9 protein-coding genes are annotated in these 12,686 nt (G+C 72.1%); 1 reads left to right on the top strand and 8 read right to left on the bottom strand.

The window, feature by feature from the left end; genetic code table 11:
- Window positions 1–7: 7 nt before the first annotated feature.
- Together ACFQ9Z_RS14400 and ACFQ9Z_RS14405 are read right to left on the bottom strand one after the other, a co-directional pair.
- Window positions 8–1,351 (bottom strand): ABC transporter substrate-binding protein, encoded by a 1,344-nt coding sequence (locus ACFQ9Z_RS14400; protein WP_383016190.1) that lies wholly within the window; start codon window positions 1,349–1,351, stop codon window positions 8–10.
- 136 nt (window positions 1,352–1,487) lie between these two features.
- Window positions 1,488–3,314 carry a glycoside hydrolase family 2 protein gene (locus ACFQ9Z_RS14405; protein ID WP_383016193.1) on the bottom strand — a complete coding sequence of 609 codons (1,827 nt, stop codon included), beginning with the start codon at window positions 3,312–3,314 and terminating at the stop codon, window positions 1,488–1,490.
- Window positions 3,315–3,494: 180 nt separating this feature from the next.
- On the opposite strand from ACFQ9Z_RS14405, the gene ACFQ9Z_RS14410 reads away from it, so the two are divergent.
- Window positions 3,495–4,517, top strand: coding sequence for a LacI family DNA-binding transcriptional regulator (locus tag ACFQ9Z_RS14410; protein WP_383016196.1), 1,023 nt, complete (start codon window positions 3,495–3,497; stop codon window positions 4,515–4,517).
- Between the two features lie 611 nt (window positions 4,518–5,128).
- Here ACFQ9Z_RS14410 and ACFQ9Z_RS14415 read toward each other — a convergent pair.
- From ACFQ9Z_RS14415 to ACFQ9Z_RS14440, 6 genes are all read right to left on the bottom strand, one after another.
- Window positions 5,129–6,325, bottom strand: a complete 1,197-nt coding sequence (locus ACFQ9Z_RS14415) for an MFS transporter (protein ID WP_383016199.1) — start codon at window positions 6,323–6,325, stop codon at window positions 5,129–5,131.
- A gap of 819 nt (window positions 6,326–7,144) precedes the next feature.
- The gene (locus ACFQ9Z_RS14420) at window positions 7,145–7,621 is read right to left on the bottom strand and encodes a WhiB family transcriptional regulator (protein ID WP_383016202.1); all 477 of its coding nucleotides are present in this window, start codon (window positions 7,619–7,621) and stop codon (window positions 7,145–7,147) included.
- Between the two features lie 304 nt (window positions 7,622–7,925).
- Entirely contained in the window at window positions 7,926–8,933 is a 1,008-nt protein-coding gene (locus tag ACFQ9Z_RS14425) for an ABC transporter permease (protein WP_383017144.1), read from the bottom strand.
- Window positions 8,934–8,956: 23 nt separating this feature from the next.
- Window positions 8,957–9,919, bottom strand: a complete 963-nt coding sequence (locus ACFQ9Z_RS14430; RefSeq protein WP_383016205.1) for an ABC transporter permease — start codon at window positions 9,917–9,919, stop codon at window positions 8,957–8,959.
- Window positions 9,912–11,429 carry a sugar ABC transporter ATP-binding protein gene (locus tag ACFQ9Z_RS14435; protein ID WP_383016210.1) on the bottom strand — a complete coding sequence of 506 codons (1,518 nt, stop codon included), beginning with the start codon at window positions 11,427–11,429 and terminating at the stop codon, window positions 9,912–9,914. Before ACFQ9Z_RS14435 ends, ACFQ9Z_RS14430 begins: the two co-directional genes overlap by 8 nt.
- A gap of 1 nt (window position 11,430) precedes the next feature.
- On the bottom strand, window positions 11,431–12,528 hold the full coding sequence (locus ACFQ9Z_RS14440; RefSeq protein ID WP_383016213.1) for an ABC transporter substrate-binding protein: 1,098 nt from the start codon (window positions 12,526–12,528) through the stop codon (window positions 11,431–11,433).
- Window positions 12,529–12,686 lie beyond the last annotated feature (158 nt).

Here is a 12,686-nt window from a genome sequence, read left to right on the forward strand (position 1 = left end):
GGCCGGGTCAGGCCGGGCTGGGCTTGGAGAGGAAGGTGTTCAGGCGCCGCACCATCGCGCGCGCCGCGCGGTCGGGGGCGAGGCCGTCGAGCAGGGCCTGCTGCAGCACCTGCGACATGGCGTTCTGGAAGTCCGAGCCGGCGCCCGCGAACCACACGGACGGGTCGAGCACCACATGGTCCTGGGCCGCGGCGTAGTGCGACTGCGGCTGAAGCCTGGCGTACGCCGGCGTACGCGTGACCGGGCCGTAGGCGGGGATGTGCCCGGCGGTCGCCCAGATCTGGCCGGCCTTCAGCAGCGCCGCGACCGCCTGGTGCGTACGACGGCGGCGTTCCGGGTCCGGGTCAGGGTGGTGCGGGAGGACGAAGGAGTGCGAGTCGGCGTAGACGGCGGGAGTCCCGAAGACCGTCGGGAACGGAGCGGCTCCCACGTGCTTGTCAGCGGCGCGGAAGGTGCCCAGTTCCCACTCGCCGGAGAGGATCATCGCCGTCCGGCGGTTGGTGAAGGCGGCGATCGCCGAGGCGTAGTCGAGCCGCCTGGGGTTCACACGGCCGTCGACGATCCTCGCCATGAAGGCGATGACCTCGGCCATCCGGTCGACGTCCACCTCGGCGGGCCCGCCCGGCGGCAGCCGGAAGGCTCCGCCGGTCTGCCGGTACAGGCCGTAGAACAGCCGCCACCCCTGGGCGGTGTCGGTGACGTACCCGAAGGCGATGCCCTGTCCGCCCGAGGCCCTGGCCAGTTCGCGGCCCGCCGCCAGGAATCCGTCGGGGGAGGAGAACGCCCCGGTGTCCAGCGCCCCGTCCCCGGTGAGCAGGCCGGCCTTGCGGGCGGGTTCCGGATGGTAGAAGACGATGAACGGGTGCGTGTCCAGCGGGATCGCGTAGGTGCGGCCCTCGAACTGGGTGCGGGACCACACGGCCTGGCTGAACGCGTCCTCGGTGATGCCGTACTCCGCCAGGACGTCCAGGTCCCACGGGTCCAGCAGCCCGGTGGGGGCGTAGCCGGCCAGCCGGGACATGTGGGAGATCGCCACGTCGGGGCCGCGCCCGCCGGCCGAGGCCATGGCGAGCTTGGTGTAGTACGGGGTACCCCACTCCAGCACGGTGCGCTCGATGCGGGTGCCCGGCATGCCGGGGCCCGCCGCGCGCACCATGTCGTTGAGCAGCCCGCCGTCGGCCCCGCTGAACAGGTCCCACAGCCGGACGGTCGAGGCGTCGGCCGCCTGGGCGGAACCGCAGCCGCTGAGCGCACCCGCGCCCAGCACCGCGGCACCGGAGGCGAGCGCGGCCGTCAGCACCCGCCGCCGCGAGGGCGCGGGGGGACCGACGGGTGCGGATGTGCCGGTCATACAGCTCCTTTCCTGAGGACGGCGGCCCGTGGGACGCCCCTTGCGCCCCGCGGGTGCCACCCCATGGACATGCATCGATGTAAATCGCGTGGTCACGCGATCCTCGCGCGGCCGTGGCCGCGACCGGGGCGGGAGGTCACCCGGTGCTCTCGAAGGCCGCCGGCCGGGTCTGGGCGGCGCGCAGCAGCGCGGTGTCGACCTTCTCGGAGCGGTCGAAGCGGTAGACGCCGTTGCGCTCCTGGAAGACGTCGGTGAGCTGGGTGTAGCAGTACCCGAACATGTCCGGGTCGTCGAGGAGCACGGCGGTCAGCCCCGTGAAGCGCTCGACGAACTCCTCGGCCGTGCGCGGGCGTTCGCCGTAGCCCCAGGAGGCCCCGGTGTCGTCGCCGGCGGCGCCCGCCGCGGCCTCGGGATCCCACCAGACACCGCCGAACTCGCTGCAGAAGTACGGCTGACCGCGGTAGGGCAGCGACCAGGGCCGGCCGTCGGGCGCCGTGTTGACGTACGGGCGGTCCTTCGCCAGCCCGGCCATCGTCCTGGCGAAGGCGGCCGGGTCCTGCTCGTAGCAGTGGGAGTCGTAGACGTCCGTCTCGGCCACCCGGTGCGCGTACCCGGAGGCGTCGACGACCGGCCGGCTGGGGTCGGCGAGCTTGGTGGCGAGGAACATCGCCCGGGTGACGTCGTCGAGCGTGGTGATGCGGTCGTGCAGGTGCTGGTAGGTCTCGTTCAGCGGGCACCAGCCGACGATCGAGGGGTGCGAGTGGTCCCGCTCCAGCGCCTCCAGCCACTGGGCGACGTAACCGGCGTCCGGGCGCTGGTTGTCGTCGCGCGCACCGGTCTCGCAGCCCCAGTCGCCGAACTCGCCCCAGACCAGGTAGCCGAGGCGGTCGGCGTGGTAAAGGTAGCGCTCCTCGAACACCTTCTGGTGCAGCCGGGCGCCGTTGAAGCCCGCCGCCAGCCCCAGTTCGATGTCGCGCACCAGGTCGGCGTCGCTGGGGGCGGTCATCAGCCCGTCCGGGTAGTAGCCCTGGTCCAGGACCAGGCGCTGGAAGACCGGTTCGCCGTTGAGCAGCAGCCGCTTGCCGTGGATCGCGACCGAGCGCAGACCGGCGTAGGAGCGGACGGTGTCGACGACGTCTCCGCCGGCGTCCAGCACCTGCAGGACGAGGTCGTACAGGTGCGGGTCGGCGGGCGACCACACCCGGCGCCGCTCCTCCGGCACGGCCAGCACGAGGCGGGGGGCGAGGCCGAGGTCGGCCCGGGACTCGGCGGTGACGACGGGACCGTCCTGGTCGCCCAGCGTGGCGCGGACGCGGTGGCCGGGCGCGTTCGCGGTGAGCGGCAGTTCCACGTGGAAGGAGCCGGAGGCCAGGTCCGGCGTGACGCGCGGGCGCCTGAGGGCGACCGAGCGGGGCACCGGCTCCATCCACACCGTCTGCCAGATGCCGGTCGTACGGGTGTAGTGGCAGTGGGAGTTGGCGTACCAGGTGGCCTGCTTGCCGCGGGCCTGGACGCCGTGCCGGCTGTCCCGGGCGCGCACCACGACGGTCAGCTCCCGGCCCGGGGCCGCCAGGTCGCCGAGGTCCGCGGTGAACGGGGTGAAGCCGCCCCGGTGCCGGGCCACCTCGGTGCCGTCCACCCACACCGTGGTGTCGTGGTCGACGGCGCCGAAGTGCAGCAGCACCCGGGCGTCGGTCCAGCCGTCCGGGACCGTCACCGTGCGCCGGTACCAGACCGCCTCGAGGAAGTCGGTCTCACCGACGCCCGAGAGTTCGGACTCCGGGCAGAACGGGACGACGATCCGGCCGGTGAGCGCGCGGTCCCTGAGCCCGCGTTCCAGGCCGGTGTCGGACCGGTCGATCTCGAACTCCCACTCGCCGTTGAGATTCAGCCATGCCTCACGGACGAACTGCGGCCTGGGGTACTCGGGTCGGGGCAGGGCCGTGGGCTGCGGGAGGGGCATGGTGCTCCTTGCGTCCGGGGTGCTGTTCGGTGCGAGCACATGGCACCATGAGATTTACATCGATGTAAATACCCGTGACGGAAGCACGTGGGGGGCGCCCGGGTCCGGACCGGATCCGGCCACTCGGACGGACTCGGACCCGGTCCGTGCCGATCGGTATGATCCACGGCAGGCGGGAGGATGATCGGCGTGGCAGCCAGACCGAGGATCAAGGACGTGGCGGAGTACGCCGGGGTCTCACCCAAGACCGTCTCCAATGTGATCAACAACTTCGAGCACGTCTCGGACAAGACCAGGACCGCCGTCCAGGAGGCCATCGACGCCCTGGGCTACCGGGTCAACATCGCCGGACGCCAGCTCCGCCAGGGCCGTACCGGGGTGATCACGCTGGCCGTTCCGGAGCTCGACGTCGCCTACTTCGCCGAGCTGGCCAAGCACGTGACCGCCGAGGCGGACCGCCGCGGCCGCACCGTGCTGCTCCACCAGACCGGGGGAGTGCGGGAGCGTGAACTCGCCGCGCTGCACGGCTTCGGCGCCCAGTTCTCCGACGGTGTCGTCCTCAGCCCGCTGTCCCTGCTGCCGCGCGACCTCGCCACCCGCGACCGGCGGCTGCCCGTCGTCCTGCTCGGCGAGCGCTCCGCGGCCGGCACCACCGACCACGTGGGGATCGACAACATCGGCGCCGCCCGCGAGGCCACCGAGCACCTGCTTACGCGTGGGCGCCGCCGCATCGCGGTGATCGGCGGTTCGGTCCGGGGCCGACAGGGCACCGACCGGCTGCGCACCGACGGCCACCGCGAGGCGCTGGCCGCGGCCGGACTGCCCTTCGCGGAGGACCTCGTGGTGCCGGTGCGGGCCTACCACTGGCAGGACGGCGCCCGCGCGGCCGCCGCGCTGCTGGACCGGCCCGAGCCGCCGGACGCCCTGCTCTGCCTCAACGACCACCTGGCGCTCGGCGCGCTGCGCGCCCTGCACGAGGCGGGCCGCTCGGTGCCCGGAGACCTCGACGTCATGGGGTTTGACGACATCGAGGCCTCCCGCTTCAGCGTGCCCTCGCTGACGACCGTCGCCCCCGACAAGGAGGAGATCGCCCGCAGCGCCGTCTCCCTCCTGCTGGACCGCGTGGAGGACCCGGAGTCGGGCGCCCCGGAGGACATGGTCGCGGGGTACCGGGTGATCGTCCGGGAGAGCACCGGCGGCTGACCGGACCCGCGGTCCCCGTGGGACACGCGGGACGGGCGCCGTGCGACCTTCGACACCGATGTCCTGCCCGGCCAGGAAGTGCTCGCCGAAGTCGGTGCGCGCCCGCGGAATCTCCATCCACGCGGCCGAGGAGATCCGCGACCAGGCCCCGGAGCACGAGCGTCGCCTACATCCGGGCCGACCTGCTCGTCCCGGACCACAACGCTCCGGAAGAGACCTTCACCGGCAACACGCTCGGCACCGACAGCCGCCCACGTCTGGCCGAAGCCCCGGAGGCACCACACCGAAAGCCAGGACCTGAGCGACGCGACCGCGGGCCTGGTTCCGGCTGCCACTAGTCCTGGAAGACGCAGTACAGGTGGAATTCCTGGGCATGGCAGGGTTCACCGGGTGGACAGTCGGGGCCCTCCTCGTAGACCTTGATGATCTTCGGCGACAGTTCGTCCGAGTTGCCGCGGGAGCGCGGCGAACACGCCGCAGACCGTCAGGGCGCCGGCCACGACTGCGCGGAGAGCACGGGGAGATTCGTGTGGCGTCTCGTGCCGACGGCCGCCACCCTGACGTGGGACGTGTTCCGGGTGGCGGCGCTCGGCCGCGTCCCCCGGCCCGTGTCAGGGTCGTTCGCCCTCAGCTGCTGATGAGTCCCGCAGACCGCCGAGTGCCAGGACTGTCATCGCCACCGCGGCCCCTGCCGCGACGCCGAAGCCGCCGTGTGCACCGCTCGCGTCGACCACCCGTCCCGCGACCGCCGCGGCGGCCGCCGATCCTGCGGCGCTTGCGGAGTTGCCCCAGGTGAACGCCTGGGTGAGGACCACGCGCGGGACCGACGACTGAGTGAGGACGGAGGTCAGGATCAGCAGGACTGGCACGGCCAGTCCGGTCAGGGCGAGGGTGGTGCCGATCGCGAGGGGCGTGTCGAGGAAGATCAGCGGGAGGCTCGTGAGGGTGAGGCAGGCGGCGGCTGCGGCCTGGTGGTGCCGGGGTGAGCCGCCGTGGCGCCACGCTCCGTAGGCCCAGCTCCCCACCAGGCTGGTGCAGTTGGAGGCGAAATAGAGCGGTGCGGCGGCGTCTGGCGTGCCGCGTCCGACGGCGTACGCGGTGACGGACACCTGCGTGGCGCCGAAGAACACCCCGAGCGTGAGGCCGAGCGCGGCCTGCCGCAGGAATGCGGAGCGGAGCAGGGCGCGTCCGGCGCGATGGCGTTCGGCGCGGTCGGTGAGGGGCGGCGTGGTGCGGCGCTGGGCGGCGAGGGCGAGCCCGCCGCCGACGACGAGCGCGGCGGCGAGCAGCACCCCGGCGCTCGGGCGGCCTGCCGCACCGAGGGCGCTCACGAGGGCGGGGCCGGCGAGGTAGGACACACCGTTGGCGAGTGCCTCCAAGGCGAAGGCGGTGGGCAGTGCGGCAGCCCGTTCGTCGGACAACAGGGCGGACCAGCGGGCGGCCGACAGGGCGCCGAGCTGGGGCAGTGTTGCCCCGACGCACACTCCGGCGGCGAGGTCCGGCAGGACGCCAGTGAGCAGCAGCGCCACCGCCGCAGAGTGTGCGCCCAGCGTGCAGGGGAGCACCCGCGTCTGTCCGAACCGGTCGACAAGGCGCCCGATCTGAGGCCCGGCGACGGCGTCCGCGACAGCGAATCCGCCGGTGACGAGACCCGCGGCGGCATACGACCCGGTGCGCGCGTGCACCAGCCAGACGATGCCGACGCCCGTCATGGCGATGCCCAGACGCCCGACAGCGGAGGGAAGGAAAAAGGCCCAGGCACCCGAAGTGCGCAGCAGGGTGCGGTAGTTGACCGAAGCCGAAGGCACGACGCGTCCCCTTCGCCGCCCGGCGGGACGCGCCGATGGGGTCGTCGGCGTCCGGATTCGCCGACCCGTAGCTGCGCCTGAAGCCGTCCAGTGGTGGCGTGGAGCGGGGACGCGCACTCCCCGCCGACTCCGTCACCGGGCTGATGTCATGCGGTAGTTGATGGCCTCCTCGAGCGTAGAGGAACGGCACGGGGAAACAAACACAGGGACCGCGTCTGCCGCCCAACGGCAACGCGCGACCTTCACCCGCTCCGCCACCTTCACTTCCGCGGATCCCGCCTGCGGGGAGGACGGGGCACGCCCCGAAGCCGCGGGAGCCAGGCGCCCGGACCGCGGTGAGTACCGATCGCGGCGCCACAGATGCAACCCGCGCGCCTGGCCTTCGCCCGCAGGCACCGGATCCCGAACCGGCCCCGCCCCCCAGACGGCCTGCGACGGCAGCGCCCGACTCGGACGAAGAAGCAGAACCGCGATGACCTTGTGAACAGCCGGTCGGCGCCTCGCCAGCCCGCGACCGCCGTCCCCCTCAGGTCGGCTTCTCCGGCTGTCAGCCGCGGATCACGACTGAGCAGGGCCGTCCCCGCCGCTGTCCTCCCGCCCGCGCCGCAGGCGGGCCCGCCGCCGCAGGACCGGGCGATCCAGGTCATACCGGTGGTCCCCTTTCGCGGACACGCGCGCGTACCTCGCCTCGACCGCCATCGCCAGGCAGCACTGTGCCGCGGGCCGGCGGGCTCAGCCACCGGGTCGACGTCTCGCTGAGAACAACGCTCCGACCGATCCTCCGACCGCGACGACTCCCGCGCTTCAGCCCGTACTGGATCAACCAGCACGGTGGGGGCGGCCGTAGCACGGGGTCGACTGCTGACTCGCCGCTTCCCCCCGCTCGTCGCGGGAGCGCCCGGTCGTGCGGACGGGTTCCGTGATTGCGCGCCGGATCGCGCGGCGTTGGGCGGCGGTTGTGGCGCCCCAGATTCCGTCGTCCTCACCGTGGTCGAGGGCCCAGGTGCGGCAGTCGGTGATCACAGGGCAGCGGCGGCATATGGCTCGGGCCAGGGAGGCCTCCGCACCGGGAGCAATGAGATCCGAGAGAGGAAAGAAGATCTCGGGGTCTTCTCCGACGCAGGCCGCGCGATCGCGCCAGTCCGACCTTGCCTGATCTCCGCTTGGTGTGCAGGTCACTACGAACCCCTTCCCGGCTGCCTGCGGGCACGGCGAATCATCACCGCGGTGCGTACAGCGCCGCAGTTCCGGCAGAGGTTTGGAGAATATTAAGCAGATTATGACCGGTTTCGCCATAGTTGAGTGCCGCGCATCATGGAACGCTCCCCCCCGGGCGGCTGACCTGACGACAGCGCCTGCTGCCGGCGTTCGCCGGAACCGACGCGGGCCGCGACCGGTGGTCAGGCCGGAAGCCGACGGGCCTCGGCGACGGACGACCAACTGACGACCTGCTGGTGCCCGCTACGGCCCGCGAACCCCCGGGCCCGCCACGGATCGTGGCCCCGCGAGCCCGGTCGTCCGTCACAGGCGCGCGGGGCCACGGGCGGTCCGGCGGGGCCGGGACCACCGGTGGAGGCCGGAGCGGGGCAGCTCCAGTGGGTCACAGCACCCGGCGCCGGCGTCCCAGCCAGGTCTGGGCGATGACGACCACCGCCAGGAAGGCGCCGCTGACCACCTGCTGGTAGGCCGAGTCCAGGGAGCCGATCTGGTTGATGACGTTCTGGATGACCTTCAGCAGCGCCACGCCGACGAGCGAGCCGCTGATGAACCCGAATCCGCCGGTCAGCAGCGTGCCGCCGATGACCACCGCCGAGATCGCCTCCAGTTCCATGCCGGAACCCAGGATCGTCACCCCCGACAGCAGCCACGCCGCGTTCAGCGCGCCCGCAAGGCCCGCGCACAGCCCGGACACGGTGTAGACGGCGACCTTGGTACGGGCCACGGGCGCGCCCATCAGCGCCGCCGCGTCCTCGTTGCCGCCGACCGCGTACACGTACTGGCCGAAGCGCGTGCGCCGCAGCACCACCGCGCCCAGCACGAACAGCGCCACGGTGATCCACACCGGTACGCCGACGCCGAGCAGCGAACCCTGCCCGAGCTTCGCGAAGAACGCGCTCTTGTCCACGAGGTACGTCCGCGAACCCTCGTCGGTCAGCGCCAGCAGGACACCGCGCGCACCGAGCATGGAAGCCAGGGTGACGATGAACGGGGCCAGCCCCGAGCGCGCGATCAGCAGCCCGTTGAGCAGGCCGACGAGCCCGCACACCACGAGCGGCAGCAGCAGCGCCACCGCGGTGCCGTACTGCGAGCCCCATGCCGCGAGCACCCCGCCGAGGGCGAACAGCGAGCCGACCGAGAGGTCGATGCCGCCGGTGACGATCACGAAGGTCATGCCGAGCGCGACGACGGCGAGGAACGCCGACGACAGCGCCATGTTCTCCAGGTTGTCGCCGGTCAGGAAGGTGTCGAAGCTCAGCGACGCCACGGCCATCGCGATCACCAGGGTGACCAGCGCGCCGTGCTGCTGGGCGAGCGCGCTCAGCCGTTCCGAGCGGCCGGCGCCGGGCGGGTCGTCGCCGGTCCGGGCGGTGGGGGCGTCTTCGCGCATGGTGGCTTCCCCGGCGTCCGTGGTCATCGCTTCCCCCGTTCGCGCGCCGCGTAGACGGCGCCGACGATCACCACGGCCTGCGCGATCTGCGTCCACGACGGAGGCAGGTCGTGCTTGATGAGCGTGGTGGTGAGCAGTTGGATCAGTACGGCGCCCGCGACCGTGCCGCCGATGCGGACCCGGCCGCCGCTGAGCGGGGTGCCGCCGACGACCACCGCGGTGATGGCGGACAGTTCCATCAGGGTGCCCAGCGAGGTCGGGTCGCTCGCGGTGAGCCGGGCGGTCGCCAGCACGCCCGCGATCGCGGCCAGCGCGCCGGAGCACACGTACACCACGACCAGCACCCGGCGTACGGGCAGCCCCGCGAGACGGGCCGCCGGGCGGCTGTCGCCGACGGCCAGCAACTGCCGGCCGAACGTGGAGCGCCGCACGACGAAGGCCACGAGCAGGGCCAGCGCGGCCGCTATCAGCACCAGGTAGGGGACGCCCAGCACGTCCCCGGAGCCCAGGGTCGCGAGGCCGGGGTCGTGGACGTCCTTGAGCTGGGGGAGCAGCACCAGGGCGAGACCCCGGGCGGCGACCATCAGGGCGAGCGTGGCGACGATCGGCTGCACACCGACGAAGGCGACCAGCGCCCCGCTGGCGGCGCCGGCCACCACACCGCCGACGACCGCGATCAGCGTGGCGAACCAGGGCCCGTAGCCGAGGTACAGCGACAGCAGCGAGGTGGACAGCGCCATCACCGACCCCACCGACAGGTCGACGCCCTCGGTGCCGATGGCGAGCGCCATGCCGAGCGCCACGATCAGCACGGGCGCCACCTGCACGGCCTGGGTGCGGAAGTTCTCCGCGGAGGCGAAGTGCGGGGTGAAGGCGAAGTTGAACAGCAGCAGGACCGCCACACCGCCGTAGACGCCGTAGTCCTGCAGCAGGCGCATCGCCCTGTCCCGGTCCACCGCGCCCCGGGCGAGGCTCAGTTCAGTCATCGTGCCCTCCGGCCGGTACGGCGGCGATCGCGCGCATCAACTCGTCCTCGGTGACGGCGTCGCCGGTCAGCTCGCGCACCACCGCCCCGTCCTTGAGGACGACCACGCGATCGCTGCCCTCGATCAGTTCCTCGGTGTCGGAGGAGATCAGCAGTACCGCCAGACCGTCGTCGGCCAGTTCGTCGACGAGTGCCTGCACCTCCGCCTTGGCGCCCACGTCGATGCCCCGGGTCGGCTCGTCCAGCAGCAGCACCTTGGGGTGCAGGGCGAGCCACCGGGCGAGCAGCACCTTCTGCTGGTTGCCGCCGGAGAGTTCGCCCACCTTCTGGTGGGGTCCGGCCGCCTTGATGCGCAGCCGCTTCATGAACGTGTCGACGATCCGGTCGACGCGGGCGTCGTCGACCAGGCCGAACCGGGACAGCCCCGGCAGCGCGGCGAGCGCGATGTTCTCCCGCACCGACAGGCCCGGCACGATGCCCTCGGTCTTGCGGTCCTCGGGGAGCAGGCTGATGCCGGCCCGGATCGCCGCGGCGGTGGAGCCGCCGCGCACCGGCTCACCGGCCACCACGACCCGGCCGCCGTCGAGGGGCAGGGCGCCCGCGATGGCCTTCGCCGTCTCACTGCGCCCGGAACCGAGCAGCCCGCCGAGGCCGACCACCTCTCCCGGCCGCAAGGACACCGACACGCCGTCCAGCCGATGACGGACACTCAGGCCATGCGCCTCCAGCACCGGCTGGGCCGCGGCGTCGTGCGATCCGGAGAACTTGGTGAGCCCCTCCGCACGCACCTCGCCGATCTCCCGCCCGAGCATCAGCGCCACCAGCCGGAGCCGGTCCAGCTCGGCGAGCCGGCCGGTGTGCACCACCCGGCCGTCCCGCAGCACGGTGACCGTGTCGCAGATCTCGTACAGCTCGTCCATGCGGTGACTGACGTAGACCACCGCGATGCCCCGGTCCCGCAGGGTGCGGATCATCCCGAACAGCGTGCGGACCTCGCGGGGTTCCAGGGAGGAGGTGGGCTCGTCCATGATCACGACCCGGGCGTCGATCGCCACCGCGCGGGCCAGCGCGACCATCTGCTGGGCGCCGACGCCCAGTTCGCGCAGCGGGCGGCGGACGTCGACCCGGATGCCGAGGCCGCGCAGGGTGTCCTCCGCCTCCCGGTGCATACGACGGAAGTCGATCAGCCCCAGCCGGCCGCGTGGCTCACGGCCGAGGAACAGGTTGCGGGCCACGCTCATCAGCGGGACGAGGTTGACCTCCTGGTAGATGGTGGAGATGCCCGCCTGCTGCGCCTGCAGCGGGGTGGCGAAGCGCACCGGGACGCCGTCGTGGGAGATCTCGCCGGAGTCGGGCTGGTACACGCCGGTGAGCACCTTGATCAGGGTCGACTTGCCGGCGCCGTTCTCGCCCACCAGGGCGTGCACCTCCCCGGCGCGGGCGGTGAAGTCCACCTCGGACAGCGCCCGTACGCCGGGGAAGGTCTTGCACAGTCCGGTGACCGTGAGCATCTCAGAAGGCCTTGCCCAGGTCGGACTTGGCGTTGGCCTCGGTGTAGGAGCTGTCCTGGATGACGATGTCCTGGGCCACCTTCTGGCCCTGGGTGAAGCTGTCCAGGGTCTGGAACGCCAGCGGCCCGAAGCGCGGGTTGGACTCGATCACGCCGGAGATCCAGCCGTCCACGATGCCCTGCACCGCGTTGCGCGTGCCGTCGATGGTGACGATCTTGACGTCACCGGGCTTCTTGCCGGCGCTCTTGAGGGCGTTGACCGCGCCGAGGCCCATCTCGTCGTTCTCGGCGTAGATGCCCTTGATCCCCGGCTTGGACTGGATCAGGTTCTCGGTGACCGACTGGCCCTTCTCCCGGGCGAACTCGGCGGTCTGCCGGAACACGATCTTCAGGCCGGGGGCCTTCTCCTTGATGCGGTCCTCGAAGCCCTTGGTGCGCTCGGTGGTGACGTTGTTGCCGGCCGCGCCGAGCAGGACGGCGATCTCGCCCTTGCCGCCGGTCGCCGCGATCATCTGGTCGGCCGCCCGCCTGCCCTGCTCGACGAAGTCGGAGCCGATGAAGCTCACGTAGTCCTTGCACGCCGTGGCGTTGATCTTGCGGTCGACCGTGACGATCGGGATGTGCTTGGCGGCCGCGGTGCGCAGCACCGGTTCCCAGCCGTCCGAGTTGAGCGGAGCGATGACCAGCAGGTCGGCGCCCTTGGCGATGAGGTCCTGGACGTCGCTGATCTGCTTGGAGAACTGCGACTGGGCGTTGGCGGTGAGCAGTTTGACGCCCCGTTTCTGCGCCTCCGCCTTGATGGAGGCGGTCTCCGCGATCCGGAAGGGGTTGGCCTCCTTCTCGGACTGGGAGAACCCGACGGTGGCGGACTTCAGGTCCAGCTTCTTGCCGCCGTAGGCGTCGATGGCGCAGGTCGGTCCGGAACCGCCGCTCGGCGAGGCGACGACCTGGCCGGCGTCCTTGTCCTGCGAGGCGGCCTTGTCGCCGCCGGAGTCGTCCTCCGACTTGGCGCATCCGGCCATCAGGGCCAGGCTCGTGGCGAGACCGGCGGCGAGCAGGGTCCGCGTACAGGCGCGACGCAGTGGTGCTGTGGGCTTCATGGGAGTCCCCAAACGGCGTGGCCCCGGCGCGCCGGAAGCGCTCACGGGGGTAGGACGGCTCTTGCGGTCAACTCGGCGTGCACGTCGTTTCAGGGGAGGTTTTTACATCGTTGGAAGAGCGCTGTAAACCCTCCCGTCCGAAATCCCGGCCGGGCGCC

The organism is Streptomyces sp. NPDC056580 (assembly GCF_042793175.1).
Taxonomy (GTDB): domain Bacteria; phylum Actinomycetota; class Actinomycetes; order Streptomycetales; family Streptomycetaceae; genus Streptomyces.

What these genes read in the sequence shown, in the direction of transcription:
- ACFQ9Z_RS14400 (WP_383016190.1), bottom strand. Translation starts at nt 1,351, where the DNA reads ATGACCGGCACATCCGCACCCGTCGGTCCCCCCGCGCCCTCGCGGCGG.
- ACFQ9Z_RS14405 (WP_383016193.1), bottom strand. Translation starts at nt 3,314, where the DNA reads ATGCCCCTCCCGCAGCCCACGGCCCTGCCCCGACCCGAGTACCCCAGG.
- ACFQ9Z_RS14410 (WP_383016196.1), top strand. Translation starts at nt 3,495, where the DNA reads ATGATCGGCGTGGCAGCCAGACCGAGGATCAAGGACGTGGCGGAGTAC.
- ACFQ9Z_RS14420 (WP_383016202.1), bottom strand. Translation starts at nt 7,621, where the DNA reads ATGGCGAAACCGGTCATAATCTGCTTAATATTCTCCAAACCTCTGCCG.
- ACFQ9Z_RS14425 (WP_383017144.1), bottom strand. Translation starts at nt 8,933, where the DNA reads ATGCGCGAAGACGCCCCCACCGCCCGGACCGGCGACGACCCGCCCGGC.
- ACFQ9Z_RS14430 (WP_383016205.1), bottom strand. Translation starts at nt 9,919, where the DNA reads ATGACTGAACTGAGCCTCGCCCGGGGCGCGGTGGACCGGGACAGGGCG.
- ACFQ9Z_RS14435 (WP_383016210.1), bottom strand. Translation starts at nt 11,429, where the DNA reads ATGCTCACGGTCACCGGACTGTGCAAGACCTTCCCCGGCGTACGGGCG.
- ACFQ9Z_RS14440 (WP_383016213.1), bottom strand. Translation starts at nt 12,528, where the DNA reads ATGAAGCCCACAGCACCACTGCGTCGCGCCTGTACGCGGACCCTGCTC.